Source organism: Streptomyces sp. NPDC001493 (assembly GCF_053597235.1).
Map to the genome: position 1 here is coordinate 497732 of NZ_JBSFHV010000002.1, position 21813 is coordinate 519544.

Sequence of the window (21813 nt, forward strand, 5' to 3'; positions counted from 1 at the left end):
GACCGGCCCGGTCAGCCGTCGTCCGAGACACGCCGGAGCCGGCCCGGACGGCCCACGTCCGAGCGTGCCGGGACCGGGCGTGCCCAGGTCGGGGAACGGGGCAATCCCGACTTTCCGTGCGCGGGGTCCCTTCGTACGCTCGACGCATGGCAGAGCGGCAGGGGCACCAGGGCGCGGCGGGCCGGGGCGGGGCGGACGGGCCGAGCCGGAGCGCCTGGGACCCGGAGGCCCTCGAAGCCGCCGCCCGGGCCGCCAGCGATCTGGGGGGTCTCTCCCCCGAGCTCACCGCCCGCGTGCCGCAGTTGCTGGAGGCCATGCGGTCGGTCGGTACCGGGCTGGAGCTGCACTCCACGCTCGACCGCATCTGCGAGACCGCCGCCGAACTGGCCCACGCCCGGTACGCCGCGATCGGCGTCGTGGACGAGTCCGCCGAAGGGCTCCTCGACTTCGTCACCCACGGCATGCCGGACGAGGAGGCGCACACGATCGGGCGGCCCCCGAGCGGGCAGAGGGGACTCCTCGGGGCGCTCATCCACGACCCCGCTCCGGTGATGCTGGCCGACCTGACCACCGATCCGCGCTACGCCGGATTCCCGCCGGGTCATCCCCCGATGCGCACTTTCCTGGGCGTACCCATCAGCGTCCAGGGGCAGATCTTCGGCAATCTGTACCTCGCCGAGAAGCACCACGGCGGCACGTTCAACGACTACGACCTGCACATGGTCCGGGTGCTCGCCACGGAGGCGGGCATCGCCATCGGCAACGCCCGCCTCTACGAGGCCGCCCGTCGGCGCGAACGGTGGATCGACGGATCGGTCGCGGTCACCACGGCGCTGCTCGCCGGCGGGGACGCGGACGACGCCCTGAGCGTCGTCGCCGAACAGGCCCGCAGGCTCGCCGGCTCGGCCACCGGTGCCGTACTGCTGCCGGTGGGAAAGGACGGGGCCGGCGGGCTGGAGGTCGTCGCGGTGGCCTCCGACGATCCGTCCACCTCGTTGGGCGTCATCATCGGCCCGGAGAGTCCGGTGGTGTCCGCGCTGCTCGCCGGGGAACCCGTCTTCATCGACGACGCCGCCACCGACCCGCGCCTGATCAGCCGCGCGTCCGAGCAGTACGGCCCGAACATGCTGCTGCCGATGCGCAGCGGCGGCCGGATGCTCGGCGCCCTGTCCATGCCCCGGAAGCAGGGGCAGCGCCCGTACAACGAGGCGGAACGGACCCTGGCCACGCAGTTCGCCGCGCAGGCCGCGCTCGCCCTGATGATGGCGGAGGCGCAGCGCGACCGGGAGCGCCTCGCGGTGTACGAGGACCGGGACCGGATCGCCCGGGACCTCCACGACCTCGTCATCCAGCGGCTGTACGCCACCGGGATGATGCTGGAGAGTGCCCAGCGCCGGTCGGTGGTGCCGGAGGTACAGGAGGGCGTCGGCCGCGCCGTGGACGAGCTGGACACCACCATCCAGGAGATCCGCACCGCCATCTTCGCCCTCCAGCAGGAGCCGGCCGAGGCGCCGTCCGGACTGCGCGTCCGGGTGCTGCGCGAGCTCAACATGGCGGCGGTCCCCCTCGGCTTCACGCCCTCGCACCGCTTTCTCGGGGCGATCGACACCCTGGTGAGCGAGTCCACCGGTAAGAACCTGATCGCCGCCCTGCGCGAGGCCCTCTCCAACGCCTTCCGGCACGCCCAGGCCTCGGTGATCGACGTGGTCGTCGACGCCACGGCCACCCTGCCGGACGGGCGGGACGCCGTCCGGCTGACCGTCTCCGACGACGGGGTCGGCATCCCGGAGGGCGGCCGGCGGAGCGGGCTGCGCAATCTGGCCCGCCGGGCGGAGTCGCTGGGCGGAGCCAGCTGGTTCGGCCCGGGACTCGGGGAAGGCGGCGGCGGTACGTCGGTGACCTGGGAGGCTCCCCTCTGAGGGGCCCGGGGACTCGGCCGGCGCGTACGGCTTCAGCGACCAGGCTTCAGCGGGCGCGGGCCGGGGCGACGAGGGCTTGAGTGTCCAGGCCTCAGCGGGCGCGGGCTTCAGCGACCAGGGCTTCAGCGGCCAGGCTTCAGCGGGCGGCGAGGAGACGTTCGAGGACGACCGCCACACCGTCCTCCTCGTTGGTGAGCGTCCGTCCCGACGCGGCGGAGACCGCGGCCGGGTGGGCGTTGGCCATCGCGTACGAGGTGCCGGCCCAGTTCAGCATCTCGACGTCGTTCGGCATGTCCCCGAAGGCGACGACCTCCTCGGGGAGCACCCCGCGCTCCGCGCAGTACTCCGCGAGCGTGCGGGCCTTGGAGACGCCCGCCCCGCCGGCCTCCAGCAGGGCGGAGGGGCTGGACCGGGTGAAGGACACCCGGTCCCCGGCAGCCTCGCGGGCCAGGGCGAGGAACGCGTCGGGGGCGATCGCGGTGTGGTGGGCCAGGAGCTTCAGTACCGGGGCGCCCGTGCTTGGTGTCCGCTCGTCCAGCAGCTTCTCGACGGGGGCGACCACCGACCCGGGGTCCTGGCGGAACGGCGGGTAGAGCGGTTCGTGGTGGAAGCCGGTGGTGAACTCCACCGCGAACGTGGTGCCGGGCGCGGCGGCCCGTACCCGGTGCGCGACGTCGAGCGCCTCCGCCCGGCCGAGCGGGTGGACCTTGATCAGCCGGCCGCCGGCGCTCAGGTCGACCACCGCGGCGCCGTTCGCGCAGATCGCCGTCCCGTGCCCCGGCAGATGGGAGACGACCGCGTCCATCCAGCGGGGCGGGCGGCCGGTGACGAAGAGGACGTGCACGCCCGCCCGTTCTGCCGCCGCGAGCGCGGCGATCGTGCGTGACGACAAGGTCTTGTCGTCACGCAGCAAAGTGCCGTCCAGGTCGGTGGCTATCAGCCGGGGCACGGCGACAGGCGGTGCTTCGGTAGGCGTGGTCACCGGTCCATTCTCCCGCATTCGGCGCACGGGCGTGCAGGAGGGCGCACATATGAGAGGCGCACGCCCTTGAACAGGGGGATAGACCTTTGGCATATGCCAGAGCACTGCTGGGGGATCTTGAGGGTCTTGGGGACCCCGAGGAGGCGGGAGCGGCCCGGCAGCGGCATCGGGGCCGCCGGGCCGACGGGTGGAAGGAGCCGAGGGGTGGAAGGCCCCGGTGGGGCCGACGGCGGAACCGGCGGTGCGGTCGGTGGTGCGGTGGGTGGTGCGGTGGGTGGTGCGGTCGGTGGTGCGGTGGGTGGTGCGGCCGGTGGTGCGGCCGGATCGGGTGGCCTCGACCCGGTGGGGACGGGGCGGGGGACGTAGGCTCGGTCCATGAGTCTGCGCCTGAGCACCGTGATCCTCCCTGTCGACCGCTGGCACGAAGGGGGCCGTGCGAAGTGGCAGCGCGCCGAGGAGCTCGGTTTCCACGCCGCCTACACCTACGACCACCTCTCCTGGCGTTCGTTCCGGGAGGAGACCTGGTTCGGGGCGCTCCCGACGCTGACGGCTGCGGCGGTGGCCACCGGAACCATGCGCCTCGGCACCCTCGTGACCTCGCCGAACTTCCGCCACCCGGTCACGCTCGCCAAGGAACTGATCTCGCTCGACGACGTCTCGGGCGGCCGGGTCACCCTCGGGATCGGCGCGGGCGGCAACGGCTTCGACGCCACCGCGCTCGGCCAGGAGCCGTGGACGCCGCGCGAGCGGGCCGACCGGTTCGGCGAGTTCGTACCGCTGCTGGACCGGCTGCTCACCGAGGGCGCGGTCTCGCAGCAGGGCACCTTCTACACGGCCGAGGAGGCCCGGAACATCCCCGGCTGCGTGCAGTCGCCGCGGCTGCCCTTCGCCGTCGCCGCGACCGGACCGCGCGGGCTGAAGCTGGCCGCCCGGTACGGCCAGGCGTGGGTGACCACGGGCGACCCGAAGCTGTTCGAGGACGGCACGCCGGAGCAGTCGGTCGAGGCGCTGCGCGGCCAGATCGAGAAGCTCGGCAAGGCATGCTCGGAGACCGGGCGGGACGTCGCGGAGCTGGACAAGATCCTGCTCACCGCGTTCACCCCGGACCGCAACCGCCCGCTGGAGTCGGTCGACGCCTTCGTGGACTTCGCCGGCCGCCACCAGGAGCTGGGCTTCACCGAGCTGGTCGTCCACTGGCCGATTCCGGACTCGGACTTCGCCACCGACCCGGCCGTCTTCGAGCGGATCGCCACCGAGGCCCTCGCCCAGCTGGGCTGACCGGGAGCCGGGCACGGGGGCCGGTGCAACGGCGGCGGTTGTACGCCCGCGCCCGTCAGCCCTGGAAGCGCAGGTACTCCGGGGGTACGGAATCCGCCAGCCACACGCCGTTGGCGCTGACGCGGAAGACGTGACCGGCGCGGTGCATCGCCGCCGCGTCCACGGAGAGCACCACGGGTCGGCCCCGCCGTGCCCCGACCCGGGTGGCGGTCTCCCGGTCGGGTGAGAGGTGGACGTGGTGGCGGGCCATCGGGCGCAGCCCTTCGGTCCGGATCGCCGCCAGGGACCGGGCCACCGTGCCGTGGTAGAGGAACGGCGGCGGTTCGGCGGGCGGCAGGTCCAGGTCGACCGGGACGGTGTGGCCCTGGTTGGCGCGCAGCCGGTCCCCCTCCAGGGTGAAGCGCTGCTTGTCGTTCACCGCCACCACGTGTTCGAGTTCGGTCCGGGTGATCGGGAAGTGGTGACGGGCCGCGGCTTCCAGCAGCTCCGCGACGTCCACCCATCCGTTCGGGTCGAGTGTCAGCCCGATGCGTTCCGGCTGATGCCGCAGGTGCTTGGAGAGGTACTTCGACACCTTCACGGTGCGTCTGTCGTCCATCCCGCCAGAGTGCCCGGCCCCCTCCGCCGGTGCATCCCGATTTTCCGAGCGCCGGGAAACTGGTGAGTCCGTTTGTGTTTGATCCACAAGCAACTTGACTTATCCACAGGGTATTTGGCGAATCTGTGGACAACGCCTCTATGAAATGGGCTTTTTGGTCAACTTGATTGTTGAATGGGCGAGATGTCCCGCTTGTCACCAAAAGGGTATCTCCGCAACTCCAGTTCTGGGCTGCTCGCTCATGCGTCGCCGCCGGTCGACGACCACGCGTCGTGCGGCACAACCCACTTGCGCCACTGGAGGAACCGTTCCTTCCGTTCCATCCCAGGCGGAATGCCTCCGGATGGCCCGTCGTGTGGACGGTGTCCGATCCCGCTCCACCGCGGCGAACAGCTCATAGGCTGAACGCCGTTCTGTCCACAGGCTGCCCTCCGCGGCTGGGGAAAGCCGCTCCGGGTTCCGCGGTGTCCACCACCATTCCTTCCGGAGCCGCGGCCGCCCGGAGCGAGCGGGCCGCCCGCCCGGTGCCGGTCGTACGAGACGCCTCCCGGCGACCACCGTCCCGGAACTCGCCCCCGCCACAGCTCGAATGACCCGCCTCGACGCCAAGTCCGCCCCGGCGCAGGCTTGTGGGCCGCACCTCAGGCTCCCGGCTTGGGGTGCGGCGCCCGTCGGCCCGCACGGCGGTGCTCCCGACTCGGCCTCGCCTAGCGGCGTTTGCGGAGCGCCCCCGTGCCGCCCCGGAGCAGCCGGCGGAGGCCCACCGGCCGTCCCGGGACCACCGCGAGGGCCTGGTCGTGGACCACCGCCTCCAGCACGGCCTCGGCGACCTGCTCCGGAGTACGGCCGTGAGCCCGGCGTGACGGCGTAACGGCCCTCGCGCCAACTCCCGCAGATGACGCCTCCCTTGTGGAGAGGAGCGTCCCGATACCCGCTCCCGCGCGCGTCCCGGATACACCTGCCCCGGCGTCGACCGCCCCCGGCAGTACCGCGCTCACCGAGACCGTACGGGGGGCCAGTTCGGCCCGCAGCCCCTGGCTGAGAGCCAGGACGGCCGCCTGCGCCGTGCCGTACGGGGTGGCGCCCGGTGCCCGGGACGCCGGGCCGGGGATGCTCGGGAGCACGTTGACGATGTGGCCGCCCTGCCCGCGCTCGGCCATCCGCCCGCCGAACACCCGGCAGCTGTGGACGATCCCCAGGAGCCCCGCGTCGAGGAGGCCCCGCCACTCCTCGGACGTGGTCTCCAGGAAGGGCCCGGAGGGCGCCGTGCCCGCGAGGTTGACCAGCACCTCGACGGTGCCGTACTCCGCCGCCACCTTCGCGCCGAGCTTCTCCACCGCCTGCTCGTCGCCCGGTTCGGCGGTCTCCGCCCAGGCGGCCCGCGCCCCGACGAGCAGCGCCGTCTCCGCCGTACGGGCGGCGCCGGCCGCGTCCCGGTCCACGGCCACCACCCGTGCCCCGGCCTCGGCGAACGCCAGGGCGGTGGCCCGTCCGATCCCGTCGGCAGCGCCCGTCACCAGCACCAGCCGGCCGGCGAACCGGTCCGCGTGCCGTCCGGACCCCACCGGGCTCGTCGCCGTCGTACGGGCGGCCTTCGCCGAGGGCTCGTTGGCGGTCACGAACTCCGATATCCAGGAGACGAGTTGGTCCGGCCGGGTGCGCGGCACCCAGTGCTGGGCGGGGAGTCGGCGCCGGACCAGGCGCGGGGCCCACTGCTCCAGGTCGTCGTAGAGGTACTCCGACAGGAAGGCGTCACCGGTCGGGGTGATCAGCTGCACCGGTACGTGCGCGTACGCGTCCGGGCGCGGCCTGCGCAGCCGGGTACGGACGTTGTCGCGGTAGAGCCAGGCGCCGTGGGCCGCGTCCCGGGGCAGCGAGGCGGTGGGGTAGTCGCCCGCGGGCACCTTCTCCAGGCGCTCCAGGATGCGTGGCCACCGGCGTCCCAGCGGCCCGCGCCAGGCGAGTTCGGGCAGGACGGGGGTGTGCAGGAGGTAGACGTACCAGGATTTGGCGCCCTGTCCGGCGAGCTGGACCAGCCGCCGGGGGGTGGGCCGGGCCATCCGGCTCTGGATCCAGTGGCCGAAGTGGTCGAGCGACGGCCCGGACATCGAGGTGAAGGAGGCGATCCTGCCCTTGGTCCGCCCGACCGTGGCGAACTCCCAGGACTGCACCGAACCCCAGTCGTGGCCCACCAGGTGCACCGGCCGGCCAGGACTCACCTCGTCCAGCACGGCGAGGAAGTCGTCGGTCAGCTTCTCCAGCGTGAACCCGCCGCGCAGCGGCTTCGGCGCGCTCGAACGGCCGTGGCCGCGTACGTCGTAGAGCACCACGTGCCACTGCTCGGCCAGCGCCGGAGCCACCCGCGACCACACCTCCTTGCTGTCCGGATAGCCGTGCACCAGCACCACGGTGGGCAGGTCCGGATTGCCCAGCTCGGCCACGCAGAGCTCGATGCCGCCCGTGCGTACCCAGCGTTCGCGCGCTCCCGGCAGTTGCATCCCGCCACCTCTCCTCGGTCGGGCGCCGCTCGTGCGCCACCCGTCTTCCTCGGCCCCGGCCGTCCGAACCCGGCGCCCGGACAGCGCACTTGGCGAGCTGTACGCGCCAGTAACGTGACACTGAAGAATGTGACCAGGCCCGCCGAGGGGTCAAGAGGGACGCCGGGCCTGTGGACAACCACCTGTGGAGATCCGGTACGCAGAGAGGATCGTCGCCCCACCGCACCGCACCGCACCGCTCGCCGAGCCGCGCGGGTCGCCCCATCGCCCTTGGACCCGGGTCACTCCTCCGCCCGACGCCCCTACGGGTCCCTACAACTCAAGTTTGACGTGTATGCGACCGTCAGGGCTGACGACCGGAGATGCCCGCGCCACTAGCGTCGTCGAGGTGACTGTGATCGCGTTGAACGCCTTGAGCAAGCGGTACCCCCGGGTGACCGCTCTTGACCGGCTCTCCTTGGACATCGGACCGGGTGTGACCGGCCTGGTGGGTGCCAACGGGGCCGGCAAGTCCACCCTGATCAAGATTCTGCTGGGACTCTCGCCCGCCACCGAGGGCTCCGCCTCGGTGCTCGGGCTGGACGTCGCCACGCACGGTGCCGCGATCCGGGAACGGGTCGGGTACATGCCGGAGCACGACTGCCTGCCGCCGGACGTCTCGGCGACCGAGTTCGTCGTCCACATGGCGCGGATGTCCGGTCTGCCGCCGACGGCGGCCCGGGAACGCACCGCCGACACCCTGCGCCACGTCGGGCTCTACGAGGAGCGCTACCGCCCCATCGGGGGCTACTCGACCGGCATGAAGCAGCGCGTGAAGCTGGCCCAGGCGCTGGTCCACGACCCGAGGCTGGTGCTGCTCGACGAGCCGACGAACGGCCTCGACCCGGTCGGCCGCGACGAGATGCTCGGGCTCATCCGCCGGGTGCACACCGATTTCGGCATCTCCGTGCTCGTCACCTCGCACCTCCTGGGCGAGCTGGAGCGCACCTGCGACCACGTCGTCGTCATCGACGGCGGCACGCTGCTCCGGTCCAGCTCCACCAGCGAGTTCACCCAGACCACCACCACGCTCGCGGTCGAGGTCACCGACAGCGACACCCATCCGGACGGCACCGACGCGCTGCGCCGCAAGCTCCTCGGGGCCGGTGTGCAGCTGATCGGGAACGACGGCGTCGACACCGGCGGTCTGCCGGGAGCCGGTCACATCCTGCTCGTCGAGGCGACCGGCGAGGAGACGTACGACCTGGTGCGCGACAGCGTCGCCGGTCTCGGCCTCGGGCTCGTCCGCATGGAGCAGCGCCGCCACCACATCGCCGAGGTCTTCCGCACGGGCGAGAACGCGCAGCCGGCCCCGGCGGTCGCCGAGGCCGCGTCCGGCCCGGCCCCCGGAGCCGTACCGCAGGTCCCGTCCCCGGTCCCGGCGCCCGGGTCCGTCCATCAGGTTCCGGCATCCGGAGCCGTACAGCAGAAGGGGAGCGGTCCCGATGAGCACTGAGACCAGGGGCCGAGGCGCGCTGCCCGGCGACGCCTCCCGCATCCACGACATCGGCTACCGCTCCTACGACGGCCCGAGGCTGGGGCGCGCGTACGCCCGCCGCTCGCTCTACGTCCAGTCCCTCAAGGGCGCGTTCGGGCTCGGGCGTTCCGCCCGGTCCAAGGTGCTTCCGCTGCTGATGCTCGCGGTGATGTGCCTGGTCGCGGCGATCATCGTGGCCGTGTCGATGGCCGCGCCCGGCGCCACCAAGCTGGTCGTGAAGTACACCTCGTACGCGATCTATCTCCAGGCCGTCATCGGGCTGTTCGTGGCCTCCCAGGCCCCGCAGAGCGTCTCGCGGGACCTGCGGTTCCGGACGGTTCCGCTCTACTTCTCGCGGCCGATCGCGCACGCCGACTACGTCCTGGCGAAGCTGGCGGCGATGGCGTCCGCCGTCTTCGTGCTCACCGGGACGCCGCTGCTCATCCTCTACGTGGGCTCGCTGCTCGCGAAATTCGACTTCGGCGACCAGACCGGCTGGTTCGCCCAGGGACTGGTGTCGGTGGCCCTGCTGTCCGTGCTGTTCGCCGCACTCGCGCTGGTGGTGGCCGCGGTCACCCCGCGCCGGGGCTTCGGAGTGGCGGCGGTGATCGCCGTGCTGACCATCACGTACGGAGCGGTCTCCACGGTCCAGGCCATCGCGTTCTCGACCGGGACCGAGGGAGCCGTCGCCTGGTTCGGGCTGTTCTCGCCGATCACGCTGATCGACGGGGTGCAGACCGCGTTCCTCGGCGCCTCCTCCGCCTTCCCGGGCGGGGAGGGCCCGGGGGCCGCGCTGGGCGTGGTCTATCTGTTCGTTGTCCTCGCGCTCATCGCCGGCTCGTACGCCGCCCTGCTGCGCCGCTACCGGAGGGTCGGGCTGTGACCACCATCGAGATCGACCACGCCTCCCGCTGGTTCGGGAACGTCGTCGCCGTCAACGACGTGAGTATGACGATCGGCCCGGGGGTCACCGGACTGCTCGGTCCCAACGGCGCGGGCAAGTCCACGCTGATCAACTTGATGGCCGGATTTCTCGCCCCCTCCACGGGGACGGTCACCCTCGACGGGCGCCCGATCTGGCGCAACGAGTCGGTCTACCAGGAGATCGGCATCGTCCCCGAGCGGGAGGGCATGTACGACTTCCTGACCGGCCGCGAGTTCGTCGTCGCCAACGCCGAACTGCACGGTCTGGGCGCGGCGCAGGCGGCGCGCGCGCTGGCCACGGTGGAGATGGAGTACGCGCAGGACCGCAAGATCCAGACGTACAGCAAGGGCATGCGCCAGCGCGTGAAGATGGCTTCGGCGCTCGTCCACGACCCGTCGGTTCTGCTGCTGGACGAACCGTTCAACGGCATGGACCCCCGCCAGCGGATGCAGCTGATGGATCTGCTGCGGCGGATGGGCGGGGAGGGGCGCACCGTGCTCTTCTCCTCCCACATCCTCGAAGAGGTCGAGCAGCTCGCCTCGCACATCGAGGTGATCGTGGCCGGCCGGCACGCGGCCTCCGGCGACTTCCGGCGGATCCGCCGGCTGATGACGGACCGCCCGCACCGCTACCTCGTGCGCTCCAGCGACGACCGCGCGCTGGCGGCGGCCCTGATCGCCGACCCGTCGACGGCCGGGATCGAGGTCGACCACCAGGAGGGCGCGCTGCTGATCCAGGCGGTCGATTTCGGCCGCTTCACCACCCTGCTGCCGCGGGTGGCGCAGGAGCGCGGCATCCGGCTGCTGGCCGTCTCACCGTCCGACGAGTCCCTCGAATCGGTCTTCTCGTACCTCGTATCGGCCTGACCAGTGGCCTGAAAGGAGCTGTGAAGCGTCATGTACGACCCCACAGTCGCCCGGCTCACCTACCGGGCCCTGCTCGGCCGGCGCCGGGCCGCCATCCTGTTCGTCCTGCCCGCGCTGCTGCTCGCGATCGCGCTGGCGGTACGGGTCCTGGCGGGAGCCGACGACCAGATCACCTCGGACGTGCTCGGCGGCTTCGCCCTCGCCGTGATGGTCCCGCTGATCGGTGTCATCGCGGGCACGGGGGCCATCGGCCCCGAGATCGACGACGGTTCGATCGTCTATCTGCTGGCGAAGCCGGTGAAGCGCCCCACGATCATCTTCACCAAACTGATCGTCGCCATCGCCGTCACGATGGTCTTCTCCGCGCTGCCCACCCTGATCGCGGGGCTCATCCTCAACGGCAACGGCCAGCAGATCGCGGTGGCGTACACCGTCGGGGCGCTGGTCGCGTCGATCGCGTACAGCGCGCTCTTCCTGCTGCTCGGCACGGTCAGCCGGCACGCGGTCGTGCTCGGCCTGGTCTACGCGCTGGTGTGGGAGGCCCTCTTCGGCAGCCAGGTGCCCGGGGCGCGCACGCTGAGTGTGCAGCAGTGGGCGCTCGCCGTCGCCGAGAAGACCGGCGCGGAGGGCGCGATCACCGCCGAGGTCCACCTCCCGCTCGCCACCGTGCTGCTGGTCGTGGTGACCGTCGGCGCCACCTGGTACGCGGGCCAGAAGCTGCGCACGCTCAAGCTGGCCGGCGAGGAGTGAGGCGGCGGGCCGGCCCGTGAGGCGGCTCCGCGCAGGACAACCCCCGTCCGACGGACGGGGGTTGTCGTGTTCTCCGGCCCCGTCGGGAAGGCTGCTCCGGAAGGGCGTCCCCGCGAGCGACCGGAGCGGCCCGCGTGACCGTGGACAGGCCGATTCGTTGGACCGGACGCGTGGAGGCAACTGGAATCCGTGACGACGACGCGTACGTGAAGCAGAGGAATGCCGGCCCCGGTGCGTGAGCACCGCAGGCAGCCGGTCATCGAGCAAGAGGCACCCGTGAGCGACCTCCGCCCCTGACGCCCGGGGAGAGGGCCGTCCCTCGCTGTTCCCTGCGTACGGAAGGCATGCTCATGCCCACGGAAGCCGCCCTGCTCGAATCCCGCGCGCTGCGCGTCGAGCAGATGGTGCGCGTCGACATCCTCGACAAGGTGAAGAGCCTTGTCATGCTCCCGGACGGAATTCACGTTCGCACAGAGGATGTGGCTCGTTACTTCGAAGTATCCACAGAAGCAGTGAAGAAGGTGACCCAACGCCACCGCGCCGAGATGGAGGAGAACGGTCTGATTCTGCTTCGAGGCTCTGACCTGCGGTCCTTCCATAGGGACATGTTGTCCCTATGGAGCGGCCAGGAAGGTGGAATGGGCGGAAGTTATCCACAGGCGGCCACTCGGCTGACGCTCTACACCCGCCGCACGGTCCTCAACGTCGCCATGCTTCTTCGCGAAAGCGACATCGCCCGCTGCGTGCGTACGTACCTCCTCGACGCCGAGACCGACCTCCGGGAGCGGTACGACTCGCTCGACTTCAGGGTCACCCGCATCGAGAGCTGCCTCGCCGGAGTCGGTGTGGCTCTCCAGGAGCTGGGGCCGGTACTGCGCCGGATGTCGGAGCGGTTCGACAGCCTGGACCGGAAGCTGGGGGCGACCCATGAGGTCGTCGGCGCGATGAGCGTCCGGCTGGCCGACGTCGCGCACGACGTGCGGCGGGTCGACGCCCGGCTGGGCGACGTGGCGCACCGGCTGAAGGAGCTGCGGCCCGAAGCGTAGAGGGAGCGTAGAGGTCCGACGGAAAGGGGGCGGACACACGACTGCCCGCGGCCTTCACGGGCCGCGGGCAGTCGGTCGTACGGATACGGGGTCGTCCGGGGACGAGCGCGGGTGGCGTTACCGCGTTCCGCCGGCGAGGAGCTCCTCCAGGACGACCGCGATGCCGTCGTCGTCGTTGGAGGCGGTGACCTCGTGCGCCACGGCCTTGAGCTCGTCGTGCGCGTTGGCCATGGCCACGCCGTGCCGTGCCCAGCCGAACATCGGGATGTCGTTGGGCATGTCGCCGAAGGCGATGGTGTCCGCCGCCTTCACGCCGAGCCGGCGCGCGGCGAGCGAGAGCCCCGTCGCCTTGCTGAGGCCGAGCGGGAGGATCTCCACGACACCGGGACCCGCCATCACGATGTTGACGAGGCTGCCCACGACCGCCCGGGCGGCGGCGGTGAGCCGGTCGTCGTCGAGCTCGGGGTGCTGGATGTAGACCTTGTTCAGCGGCGCCGCCCACATCTCGTTCGCGTCCTCGACGTGGACCACCGGCAGCGGGCCCTCGTGGACCCGGTAACCGGGGCCGACCAGGACCTCGCCGTCCAGCCCGTCGCGGCTCGCCGCGAGCAGCAGCGGGCCCACCTCCGCCTCGATCTTGGACAGCGCGAGCCCGGCCAGCTGCCGGTCCAGCGTCAGCGAGGTGAGCAGCTTGTGCTCGCCCGCGTGGTAGACCTGCGCGCCCTGGCCGCAGACGGCGAGGCCGTCGTAGCCCAGATCGTCCAGTATCTGCCGCGTCCACGGCACCGCCCGGCCGGTGACGACGATGTGCGCGGCACCCGCCTCGGTGGCGGCGGCCAGCGCTTCGCGCGTCCGCACGGAGACCGTGTGGTCGTCGCGGAGCAGCGTGCCGTCGAGATCGGTGGCGACGAGCTTGAAGGGGAAGGTCACTTGGCGACCGGCTCCAGGACCTCGCGCCCGCCCAGGTACGGACGGAGCATCTCGGGCACGCGCACGGAGCCGTCCGCGAGCTGGTGGTTCTCCAGGATCGCCACGATCGTGCGCGGTACGGCGCAGAGCGTGCCGTTCAGGGTGGCCAGCGGCTGGACCTTCTTGCCGTCCCGCATGCGCACCGACAGGCGGCGGGCCTGGAAGCTGTCGCAGTTGGAGGCGGAGGTCAGCTCGCGGTACTTGCCCTGGGTGGGGATCCACGCCTCGCAGTCGAACTTCCGCGAGGCCGAGGCCCCGAGGTCACCGGTGGCCACGTCGATCACCTGGAACGGCAGCTCCAGGCCGGTCAGCCACTGCTTCTCCCACTCCAGCAGCCGGCGGTGCTCGGCCTCGGCGTCGGAGGGGTCGACGTACGAGAACATCTCGACCTTGTCGAACTGGTGGACGCGGAAGATGCCCCGGGTGTCCTTGCCGTACGTACCTGCCTCGCGGCGGAAGCAGGGCGAGAAGCCGGCGTACCGCAGGGGCAGCTTGTCGGCCTCGATGATCTCGTCCATGTGGTACGCGGCGAGGGGGACTTCGGAGGTGCCGACCAGGTAGAAGTCGTCCTTCTCCAGGTGGTAGACGTTCTCGGCGGCCTGGCCGAGGAAGCCGGTGCCCTCCATGGCGCGCGGGCGGACCAGCGCGGGGGTGAGCATGGGGATGAAGCCGGCCTCGGTCGCCTGGGCGATGGCCGCGTTGACGAGGGCGAGCTCCAGCAGGGCGCCGATGCCCGTCAGGTAGTAGAAGCGCGAACCGGAGACCTTGGCGCCGCGCTCCATGTCGATGGCGCCGAGCGCCTCGCCGAGCTCCAGGTGGTCCTTGGGCTCGAAGCCCTCGGCACCGAAGTCGCGGATGGTGCCGTGCGTCTCCAGGACGACGAAGTCCTCCTCGCCGCCGACCGGCACGTCCTCCTGGACGATGTTGCCGAGCTGCAGCAGCAGGCGCTTCGCCTCCGCGTCCGCCTCGTTCTGCGCGGCGTCGGCGGCACGGACGTCCGCCTTGAGCTGGTCGGCGCGCTTGAGCAGCTCCGTCCGCTCCTCGGGGGAGGCCTTGGGGATCAGCTTGCCGAGCGATTTCTGCTCGGAGCGGAGTTCGTCGAAGCGGACGCCGGACGACCTGCGCAGCTCGTCGGCGGAGAGCAGGGCGTCGACGAGCGCGACGTCCTCTCCACGGGCGCGCTGGGAGGCGCGAACACGGTCGGGGTCCTCACGGAGCAGGCGAAGGTCAATCACCCCACCAGGCTACCGGTGGGACTTCGGCTACTCGAATCGATAGTGACAAGCGTGTCACTATGCCCGAATTGCCGTGAATGGTATCTCTGATGGGAATCCCGGGATTTCGCGAGGGAGGCGGGCCGGGGTGCGAGTGGGAGGGGTGTCCGCCGGTATTCGTCCGGGAGAGCGAACGTGCGCGCGGTGCTGGAATCCGAGCAGAGATCCTGGAGTGTGCGTGAGTGGAGGGGGTGCGGGGCGGGGTGCCGGGGGCGCGTCCGTCGGGGCGGGCTCATTACCCCGAACCGGGCGGAAAGCCGCTGCGGCCCTGGCCTACCGCCCTGTCCTGCCGGGGAGTTGAGGGCGGTCCCCGTCCGGGGTTGTCCACAGGGTGGGGCGGTTCGGATTAGTTATCCACAGGCTGTGTGGAAAAACTGTGGATGCGCGAAGTCGACCATCGAGGAGGGGTTCCGGCGGGCCTTGGACTCGTGGATTCATCCTTCAAACCGCCTTTCGGGCACTCATTCGAGTGGTAATTCGTCATTCTGTGTCGTTGATCAAGGTAATTGAGCCGAACGGGCTAGATGAGGATCATGGGGAGCCCTGGGAGGCTTCACGGGTCGATGAGATCACCTGGGGTGATTTGTCGATGATGTCGAACGCCGGTGTCGACTTGTCCCCAGGTTCGACCGGTGCCCTGTGGATAACTCTGTGGGTAAACGACCATCGGTGGATGCGCCCGCGCAGATGTGCGGGTCGCGCCCTCCGTCCCGGCGGTCAGACGCGTCCGTCCTGGCTACGGGCCAGCCAGTCCGAGGCGGCCGCGAAGTCCGGATCCGAGGTGCCCACCCGCAGCGGGCCCACGTCCTCCGGGCCCACTCCGGCCCGGGGATAGGAGCCGAGGAAGCGCAGGTTCGGGCAGATGCGCTTCAGCCCCATCAGCGCCTCGCCCACCCGCCGGTCCGAGATGTGTCCCTCCGCGTCCACCGCGAAGCAGTAGTCGCCGATCCCCTTGCCGGTCGGGCGGGACTGGATCAGCATCAGGTTCACCCCGCGCACCGCGAACTCCTGGAGCAGTTCGAGCAGGGCGCCCGGGCGGTCCTCGCCCAGCCAGAGGACCACTGAGGTCTTGTCGGCGCCGGTCGGCGCGGCGGGCCGGGCCGGGCGGCCGACGAGGACGAAGCGGGTCTGCGCGTTCACCGCGTCGTGGATCTCGGTGGCGAGCGGCACGAGCCCGTAGGTCGCCGCCGCGAACTCCCCGGCGAAAGCAGCGTCGTACCGTCCGTCCCGGACCAGCCGGGCACCGTCCGCGTTGGACGCGGCCGACTCCCACACGGCCCCCGGGAGGTGGGCGGCCAGCCAGTTGCGTACCTGCGGCTGTGCGGCCGGGTGCGCCGTGACGGACTTGATGTCCTCCAGCCGCGTGCCGGGCCGCACCAGCAGCGCGAACGAGATGGAGAGCAGCACCTCGCGGTAGATCATCAGCGGCGCGCCCACCGCCAGCTCGTCCAGGGTCGCGGTGATCCCGCCCTCGACCGAGTTCTCGATCGGTACGAGGGCGGCGGCGGCCTCCCCGTTCCGTACGGCGTCCAGTGCCGCCGGTACGGAGACCATGGGGACGAGTTCGCGGGTGGCGGCTTCCGGGAGCGTACGGAGCGCCACCTCGGTGAAGGTGCCTTCGGGGCCGAGGTAGGCGTAACGCGTGGCGGACATACGGTCACTCTAGGCCGTGTCCGGCGGACCCCCGCCGGACCGGCCCGGGTCGATCAGGACTCCAGCAGCCGCTGTCCCACGTACTCCCCCTTCGCGGCGCCGCCCGGCACCGCGAAGACCCCGCTCGCCTCGTGCCGGATGAACGGCGAGAGCGCGTCCCCCCGGTCGAGCTTGCGCTGGACCGGCACGAAGCCCCGGAACGGGTCCGCCTGCCAGCACACGAAGAGCAGCCCCGCGTCCGGTGTCCCGTCCGGGTCGATGCCGTCGTGGTACGAGAACGGGCGCCGCAGCATCGCCGCCCCGCCGTTCTTCCCGGGGGAGGAGATCCGGGCGTGGGCGTTGGACGGGATCGCCGGTTTGCCGTCCGCACCGAGCTTGTCCAGGTCCATCGCGGTGGTCTCGTCGCCGCCGCTGAGCGGGGCGCCCGTGTCCTTGCGCCGACCGATGACCCGCTCCTGGTGAGCGACGGTGAGCTTCTCCCAGTCGTCCAGCAGCATCCGGATGCGGCGGACGACCGCGTAGGAGCCGCCCGCGAGCCAGTCCTGCGTCGGGTCGGCGGCGGCGGAGCCGGCGGGCGCGGGCACGAAGATCCGGGTGTCGAAGTCGCCGTCGGTGGGCTTGGGGTTGTTGGTCCCGTCCAGCTGGCCCATCAGGTTGCGGGCCGTCATGGGGCGGGCGGTCGCGCCCGGCGTGCGGTTGAAGCCGTTCATCTGCCAGCGCACCCGCGCCGCCGACCCGGCGGCCCGCTGGACGGCGCGGAGCGCGTGGAAGGCGACGAGTGCGTCGTCGGCGCCGATCTGGACCCAGAGGTCGCCGTTCGACCGCCCGGAGTCGAGGTGGTCGGAGGAGAACGCGGGCAGCGGGTCGAGCCCGGCCGGCCGCCGCTCCTCCAGCCCGGTGCGGTCGAAGAAGGTCCGGCCGAAGCCGAAGGTGAGCGTCAGAGAGGACGGGCCGGCGTCCAGCGCGATCCCGGTGTCGCCGCCGGACCCGCCGGACCCTGCGGAGCGGCCCGCCATCAGCTCCTCGGCCAGCACCGACCAGCGCCGCATCAGTGCGGCCGCCTCGGTACGTCCGGCGCCCGCCGCGAGGTCGAAGGCGACGAGATGCCCACTGGCCTGGAGCGGAGTGGTGATCCCCGGCTGATGTTTCCCGTGAAACATCGCCTCGGTCGAGCCGATCGAGGCGAGCGCCGCGGGCGCCTCGGGGCGCGTAGCGGCGTACCCGGTGGCACCCCCCGCCGCGCCCAGCACCAGCCCGGCGGCACCGGCCGCCCCGGCGCCCCCGAGCAGCTTCCGCCGGGAGACCCCGCCCGGGGCGTCGCCCGAGGAGGCACCCTCGGTGGAAGCCCGGGAGGTGCTCCTGGCAGCCGCCCCGGCTCGCTCCCGGGGGCTCTGCACGTTCGTGTTCCGCTTGCTCACGCCGGTCAGCCGATCTTCACGTTCTTGGTGACGGTGGTCTCGTCGATGTCCGAGGTGCGGACGGTGACCGCGAGCTTCCACTCGCCCGCCATGGGGATCTGTACGCCGCTCGCGGCCCAGTGGCCCTCGGCGAGCCGGTCGGGGACGACCGGCAGGGGGCCGATGTCCTTCGCCTCCAGCGTCAGCGCGATCCGTACCTCGGGTACGTCCAGCGCCGTGCCCTTGCCGTCCTCTATCCACAGATGCATGTCGTTGGAGCCGGTACGGCCGGGGTCCAGGTCCAGCTGGACCGTGCCCTTGCCGTTGAGGCCGCCGGTGTCGAAGGGCAGGCTCACGGTGACCGGCTGGGCGACGGCCGGGGCGGCGACGGTGTTGGTGCGCGCCGCCTCCTCCTCCGTACGGCCCGGTTCGGTCGAGGAGAGGATGGTGGTGACGGCCAGCAGGATCACAGCGATGCCCGTCTCCACGAGGACCGAGCGGCGCAGCCCGGAGCGGCCGGGGTCGGCGTCGCGGGCCTTCCGCTCCTTCGTGGCCGTCAGCGCGGCCCGCTGGCGAGCGAGTTGGGCGGCCCGCTCGGGGTCCGCGACGGGGTCCGAGATGGAGCCCGCGACGGGGTCCGCGAGGGAGCCCGTGGCAGCGGCCGTGACGGGGTCCGTACCGGCGGCCACGGCCGGCACCGGGCCGGCTTCCACCTCCACCGGCGCGGCCTGCTCCGCCACCGCCTGCTCCGGCACCGTCACCGGCTCACCGCCCGTCAGCCGGCCGGTCCAGCGCCGGGAGATCCAGGCGACGCCCACGAGGACTGCGACCAGTCCGACCTTGACCAGCAGCAGCCGGCCGTAGGTGGTCCCGGTCAGCGCGGACCAGGAGCCGACCTGGCGCCAGGACTGGTAGAGCCCCGTCGCGGCGAGCACCACCACGCTGCAGAAGGCCGCCCGGGAGAACCGTCGTACGGCGGCGGCGGGCAGCTCCGGGACGCGGTACAGGGCGGTCAGCAGGGCCGCCAGACCGCCCAGCCAGGCCGCGACCGCCAGCAGGTGCGCCATGTCGACCGGCATGGCGATGCCCGGCTGGAGACCGACGGAGGCGTGTTCGGCGAGCGACCAGGTGCCCGCGATGCCGGTGGCGACGACCGCGCCGCCGAGCGAGAGGCCGAAGGTGAGGTCCTTGCGCTCCTTCTCGTCCTCGCGCCGGGGGTACGTACCGAACAGCACGGCGACGAAGAGCGCGGAGGCGCCCAGCAGGAGCAGCCGGGAGACCAGCGCGGCCCCCGGCTTGGTGTCCAGCGACGCCTGGAGGCCGGAGAGGTCGAAGGCGTCGGAGAGCTTCCCGCTGCCGGTGTACGGGTACCGCAGCACCAGCATCACCAGGGTGGACGCCGTGAGGGTGAGCCAGCCGGCGAGCACGAGCCGTTGCAGCGGGCGGGCCGAGGCGCCGCCCCGCCAGCACCCGAGGACGAACGCGGAGCCGCCCGCGAGCAGGATGAAACCGGCGTACGCGGCGTAGCGCGCGATGCCGTAGAGCGTGCCCACCAGTCCGCCGCCCGCTGCCTGGGCGGGCAGTGCGACGGTGGTGGTGGACGGCGCTCCGATGGAGAAGGTGAAGGCGCCCGAGACCGGGTGGCTGTCGGCGGAGACCGCCTGCCAGGCCACCGTGTAGGTGCCGTCGGGGAGCCCGGTGTGGAGGGTGACGGCGTACCGGGCGGCCTTGCCGTCGCCCACCGCGCGGGGTACGCCGGAGTCGGCCCGCTTGCCGGACGGGTCGAGTACCCGGATCGCGTCGTCGCTCAGCGAGACGGACTCGGAGAAGGAGAGCGTGACGTCCCGGGGTGCGGCGTCGACCACCGCCCCGTCCTGCGGGTCGCTTCCCGTGAGGGCGGCGTGCGCGGAGGCGGGGGACGCGCCCGCCAGCATCAGGCCGAGGAGCAGGCCGATCAGCGTGGCGAGGAGCGCGGACGCGGTGAGCGGCCGGCCTGTCGGGTAAGGCCGGACACGACCTGCGCGCGGGGCGGTGGCTGTCATGGTGGATCAGTCCCTCACTGCTTCGCCGGGTTGTAGGTCGTCTCCTCGACGGGAAGCTCGACCGTGATCGGGCCGGTCTTCTCGAAGTGCAGTTCCACGGAGATCTTCTGCCCCCGCTTCGGCTGCCGCTTGAGTTCGCTGAACATGATGTGGCTGCCGCCGCGTTCGAGGTCCAGCTCGCCGCGCGCGGGTACCTCGAAGGACGAGACCATCCGCATGGCCTGTCCGTCGGTCTCGTGGATCGTGACGTGGTCGGAGATCGGGCTGGTCACGGACGTCAGCCGGTCGGTGGCGCCGCCCTTGTTCTCCACGACGAGGAACGCCGCCGCGATGTCGCTGACGGGCTGCGGCATGAAGGCCCCGACGACCTTCAGCTCGGGGGAGCCCCCGGCGGAGCACCCCGCGAGGGTCAGGCCCGTGACGAGGGCCAGTCCGCCGGCGAGCGCCGCCCGGCCTGTCACGGGTTCGCCCCCTCGATGAGCTTGGGGAGGTCCGCGGTGTAGTCGTCCGCGGTGGTGTCCTCGCTGTAGATGACGTACCCGGCGTCGGTCTTCGGGGAGAACGCCATGACCTGGGCGCCGTGCATGGAGACGACGGTGCCGTCCTTCTCCGTCGTCGCCGGGTCGATGCCGATGCCCATCGACCGGGCGCCCGCCTGGATGGTCTTGAAGTCGCCGGTGAGCCCGATGAAGTCGGGGTCCTGGGCCTTGAGCCAGGAGCCCAGCGAGGCCGGGGTGTCCCGCTCGGGGTCGGTGGTGATGAAGACGACCTTGAGTTCGGCCTGCTCGGCGGCGGGCAGCGCGCGCTTGGCGAGCGCGATGTTGCTCATGGTCAGCGGGCAGACGTCGGGGCAGTTGGTGTAGCCGTAGTAGATGAGCGTCGGCTTGCCCTTGGTCTCCTTGCGGAGGTCGTACGTCTTGCCGTGGGTGTCCGTCAGGACGAGGTCCGGCTTGGTGAACGGCTGGTCGAGGACGGTGGCGGCCTTGGTGGTGGTGGACGTGGAGACGTCGGCCACCGGCTTGGCGGCGGAGTCGTCGTTCGAGCCGCAGGCGGTCAGGGCCAGTGCCGCCGCCGCGGCGAACGCCACGGCCGACGCCAGTTTCTTGGTGCGCATGGAGGATGTGTTCCTGGTCTGTGGTGCGGTGGGTGGCCCGGAACGTGCCGGGGACCGGGCCGGGCGCGTGTGCACCCGGCCCGGCACGGCACGTCCGGGACGTGAGGCCTGGTCGGGTCAGACGGTACGACGGCGGGCGAGGACGCCGAACGCGACGCCCGCGATGCCGATGACGATGCCGACGACGCCCAGGACCCGCGCGGTGCTGTCGCTCGCGGAGCCGGAGTCCTCGGCGGCCTCGGTGGTGTGACCGGCCGCTTCGGTGCCGGTGCTCTTGTCGTCGGCGGAGTCGGACGCGGCGGCGCCGTGGGCGTCCGCCGCGGCGTCGGTCAGGGTCAGGACCGGCGCCGGGTTCTCGGGCTCCTCGCCGCTCGCCGGGGTCTCCTCGATCCAGCGGACGATTTCCTTGTTGCTGTACGTCTGGAGGGCCTTGAAGACGAGCTGGTCGGTGTCGTCGGGGAGCTGGCCCACCGAGAGCGGGAACTGCTGGAAGTACCCGGGCTTGATCGCGGCCGAGGAGTCGGCGGTCCAGGTGACCTTGGAGACCGCCTCGGTCACCTTCTTGCCGTGGACGTCGAGCGGCTCGGCGAGCGTGGCCTTGGTGACGTCGATCTTCCAGCCCGGCACGGCCTGCGGGCTGACCGAGGAGAGCGGGTGGTCCGTGGGGAAGTTGACTTCGAGCTTCACCGTCGAGGCGTTGTCGCGCTCGTTGGGGACCTTGAAGTTGATGGTGGCGTAACCGCCCTTGGCCGCCTCGCCCTGGGGCTGCACGCTGACGTGCGCGGAGGCGGGACCGGCGAGCAGCAGAACGGTGGTCGCGGCGATGCCGCCCGCGACGGCGATACGGGAAACGTTCATGGCAGTGATCACTCCACGGAGCGCAGGAAGGTGGTCCGGCGCGCGGGTGCGCGACGGCATCGCGACACCTCCGTCCCCCGTCCGTCGCACGGCGGGGCCGTCGTACGGCAGTCGTACGGCACGAGGGA

At 71.8% G+C, this 21813-nt stretch carries 18 protein-coding genes; 7 read left to right on the forward strand and 11 right to left on the reverse strand.

Annotated features, from left to right (window positions below):
- Positions 1-146: 146 nt before the first annotated feature.
- Entirely contained in the window at positions 147-1919 is a 1773-nt protein-coding gene (locus ACWCWD_RS04730; RefSeq protein ID WP_450770220.1) for a sensor histidine kinase, read from the forward strand.
- A gap of 136 nt (positions 1920-2055) precedes the next feature.
- Here ACWCWD_RS04730 and ACWCWD_RS04735 read toward each other — a convergent pair whose 3' ends face one another.
- Positions 2056-2919, reverse strand: a complete 864-nt coding sequence (locus ACWCWD_RS04735; protein WP_450770222.1) for a Cof-type HAD-IIB family hydrolase — start codon at positions 2917-2919, stop codon at positions 2056-2058.
- 357 nt (positions 2920-3276) lie between these two features.
- On the opposite strand from ACWCWD_RS04735, the gene ACWCWD_RS04740 reads away from it, so the two are divergent.
- Positions 3277-4179, forward strand: a complete 903-nt coding sequence (locus ACWCWD_RS04740) for an LLM class flavin-dependent oxidoreductase (protein ID WP_450770223.1) — start codon at positions 3277-3279, stop codon at positions 4177-4179.
- A gap of 55 nt (positions 4180-4234) precedes the next feature.
- Here the strand turns inward: ACWCWD_RS04740 and ACWCWD_RS04745 are convergent, their stop codons facing one another.
- Positions 4235-4777, reverse strand: coding sequence for an RNA 2'-phosphotransferase (locus tag ACWCWD_RS04745; RefSeq protein ID WP_450770225.1), 543 nt, complete (start codon positions 4775-4777; stop codon positions 4235-4237).
- Between the two features lie 707 nt (positions 4778-5484).
- On the reverse strand, positions 5485-7275 hold the full coding sequence (locus ACWCWD_RS04750) for an SDR family oxidoreductase (RefSeq protein ID WP_450770226.1): 1791 nt from the start codon (positions 7273-7275) through the stop codon (positions 5485-5487).
- 433 nt (positions 7276-7708) lie between these two features.
- Here ACWCWD_RS04750 and ACWCWD_RS04755 point away from each other — a divergent pair, with 433 nt between their 5' ends.
- The 5 genes from ACWCWD_RS04755 to ACWCWD_RS04775 all read left to right on the forward strand — a co-directional run bounded on the left by ACWCWD_RS04755 (position 7709) and on the right by ACWCWD_RS04775 (position 12378).
- Positions 7709-8770 (forward strand): ABC transporter ATP-binding protein, encoded by a 1062-nt coding sequence (locus ACWCWD_RS04755; RefSeq protein WP_450770381.1) that lies wholly within the window; start codon positions 7709-7711, stop codon positions 8768-8770.
- Complete coding sequence (locus ACWCWD_RS04760) at positions 8760-9674, forward strand: ABC transporter permease (RefSeq protein WP_450770227.1); 915 nt, start codon at positions 8760-8762, stop codon at positions 9672-9674. The genes ACWCWD_RS04755 and ACWCWD_RS04760 overlap by 11 nt, the downstream gene beginning before the upstream one ends.
- Complete coding sequence (locus tag ACWCWD_RS04765; RefSeq protein WP_450770228.1) at positions 9671-10582, forward strand: ABC transporter ATP-binding protein; 912 nt, start codon at positions 9671-9673, stop codon at positions 10580-10582. The genes ACWCWD_RS04760 and ACWCWD_RS04765 overlap by 4 nt, the downstream gene beginning before the upstream one ends.
- Before the next feature lie 30 nt (positions 10583-10612).
- Positions 10613-11332: an ABC transporter permease gene (locus ACWCWD_RS04770; protein WP_450770230.1), complete on the forward strand. Its 720-nt coding sequence runs from the start codon at positions 10613-10615 to the stop codon at positions 11330-11332.
- 350 nt (positions 11333-11682) lie between these two features.
- On the forward strand, positions 11683-12378 hold the full coding sequence (locus ACWCWD_RS04775; protein ID WP_450770231.1) for a hypothetical protein: 696 nt from the start codon (positions 11683-11685) through the stop codon (positions 12376-12378).
- A gap of 117 nt (positions 12379-12495) precedes the next feature.
- On the opposite strand, the gene ACWCWD_RS04780 is transcribed toward ACWCWD_RS04775, so the two are convergent.
- The 8 genes from ACWCWD_RS04780 to ACWCWD_RS04815 form a co-directional block, all read right to left on the reverse strand.
- Positions 12496-13308: an HAD family hydrolase gene (locus ACWCWD_RS04780; RefSeq protein WP_450770232.1), complete on the reverse strand. Its 813-nt coding sequence runs from the start codon at positions 13306-13308 to the stop codon at positions 12496-12498.
- On the reverse strand, positions 13305-14582 hold the full coding sequence (gene serS, locus ACWCWD_RS04785) for a serine--tRNA ligase (RefSeq protein ID WP_450770234.1): 1278 nt from the start codon (positions 14580-14582) through the stop codon (positions 13305-13307). The genes ACWCWD_RS04780 and serS overlap by 4 nt, the downstream gene beginning before the upstream one ends.
- A 756-nt stretch (positions 14583-15338) precedes the next feature.
- Complete coding sequence (pheA, locus tag ACWCWD_RS04790) at positions 15339-16274, reverse strand: prephenate dehydratase (RefSeq protein WP_450770236.1); 936 nt, start codon at positions 16272-16274, stop codon at positions 15339-15341.
- 53 nt (positions 16275-16327) lie between these two features.
- Positions 16328-17563, reverse strand: a complete 1236-nt coding sequence (gene efeB / locus ACWCWD_RS04795; RefSeq protein ID WP_450770383.1) for an iron uptake transporter deferrochelatase/peroxidase subunit — start codon at positions 17561-17563, stop codon at positions 16328-16330.
- Positions 17564-17697: 134 nt separating this feature from the next.
- A complete protein-coding gene (locus ACWCWD_RS04800; protein ID WP_450770238.1) occupies positions 17698-19713 on the reverse strand; it encodes a copper resistance protein CopC in 2016 nt (671 codons plus the stop codon).
- A gap of 14 nt (positions 19714-19727) precedes the next feature.
- Positions 19728-20174 (reverse strand): copper chaperone PCu(A)C, encoded by a 447-nt coding sequence (locus ACWCWD_RS04805; RefSeq protein ID WP_450770239.1) that lies wholly within the window; start codon positions 20172-20174, stop codon positions 19728-19730.
- On the reverse strand, positions 20171-20827 hold the full coding sequence (locus tag ACWCWD_RS04810) for an SCO family protein (protein WP_450770241.1): 657 nt from the start codon (positions 20825-20827) through the stop codon (positions 20171-20173). The genes ACWCWD_RS04805 and ACWCWD_RS04810 overlap by 4 nt, the downstream gene beginning before the upstream one ends.
- Positions 20828-20944: 117 nt before the next feature.
- Positions 20945-21685, reverse strand: coding sequence for a YcnI family copper-binding membrane protein (locus tag ACWCWD_RS04815; protein WP_450770243.1), 741 nt, complete (start codon positions 21683-21685; stop codon positions 20945-20947).
- Between the last annotated feature and the right edge of the window lie 128 nt (positions 21686-21813).

What these genes read in the sequence shown, in the direction of transcription:
- ACWCWD_RS04730 (WP_450770220.1), top strand. Translation starts at nt 147, where the DNA reads ATGGCAGAGCGGCAGGGGCACCAGGGCGCGGCGGGCCGGGGCGGGGCG.
- ACWCWD_RS04810 (WP_450770241.1), bottom strand. Translation starts at nt 20,827, where the DNA reads ATGCGCACCAAGAAACTGGCGTCGGCCGTGGCGTTCGCCGCGGCGGCG.
- ACWCWD_RS04770 (WP_450770230.1), top strand. Translation starts at nt 10,613, where the DNA reads ATGTACGACCCCACAGTCGCCCGGCTCACCTACCGGGCCCTGCTCGGC.
- ACWCWD_RS04815 (WP_450770243.1), bottom strand. Translation starts at nt 21,685, where the DNA reads ATGAACGTTTCCCGTATCGCCGTCGCGGGCGGCATCGCCGCGACCACC.
- ACWCWD_RS04750 (WP_450770226.1), bottom strand. Translation starts at nt 7,275, where the DNA reads ATGCAACTGCCGGGAGCGCGCGAACGCTGGGTACGCACGGGCGGCATC.
- ACWCWD_RS04800 (WP_450770238.1), bottom strand. Translation starts at nt 19,713, where the DNA reads ATGACAGCCACCGCCCCGCGCGCAGGTCGTGTCCGGCCTTACCCGACA.
- ACWCWD_RS04775 (WP_450770231.1), top strand. Translation starts at nt 11,683, where the DNA reads ATGCCCACGGAAGCCGCCCTGCTCGAATCCCGCGCGCTGCGCGTCGAG.
- pheA (WP_450770236.1), bottom strand. Translation starts at nt 16,274, where the DNA reads ATGTCCGCCACGCGTTACGCCTACCTCGGCCCCGAAGGCACCTTCACC.
- ACWCWD_RS04740 (WP_450770223.1), top strand. Translation starts at nt 3,277, where the DNA reads ATGAGTCTGCGCCTGAGCACCGTGATCCTCCCTGTCGACCGCTGGCAC.
- ACWCWD_RS04735 (WP_450770222.1), bottom strand. Translation starts at nt 2,919, where the DNA reads ATGCGGGAGAATGGACCGGTGACCACGCCTACCGAAGCACCGCCTGTC.
- ACWCWD_RS04745 (WP_450770225.1), bottom strand. Translation starts at nt 4,777, where the DNA reads ATGGACGACAGACGCACCGTGAAGGTGTCGAAGTACCTCTCCAAGCAC.
- ACWCWD_RS04760 (WP_450770227.1), top strand. Translation starts at nt 8,760, where the DNA reads ATGAGCACTGAGACCAGGGGCCGAGGCGCGCTGCCCGGCGACGCCTCC.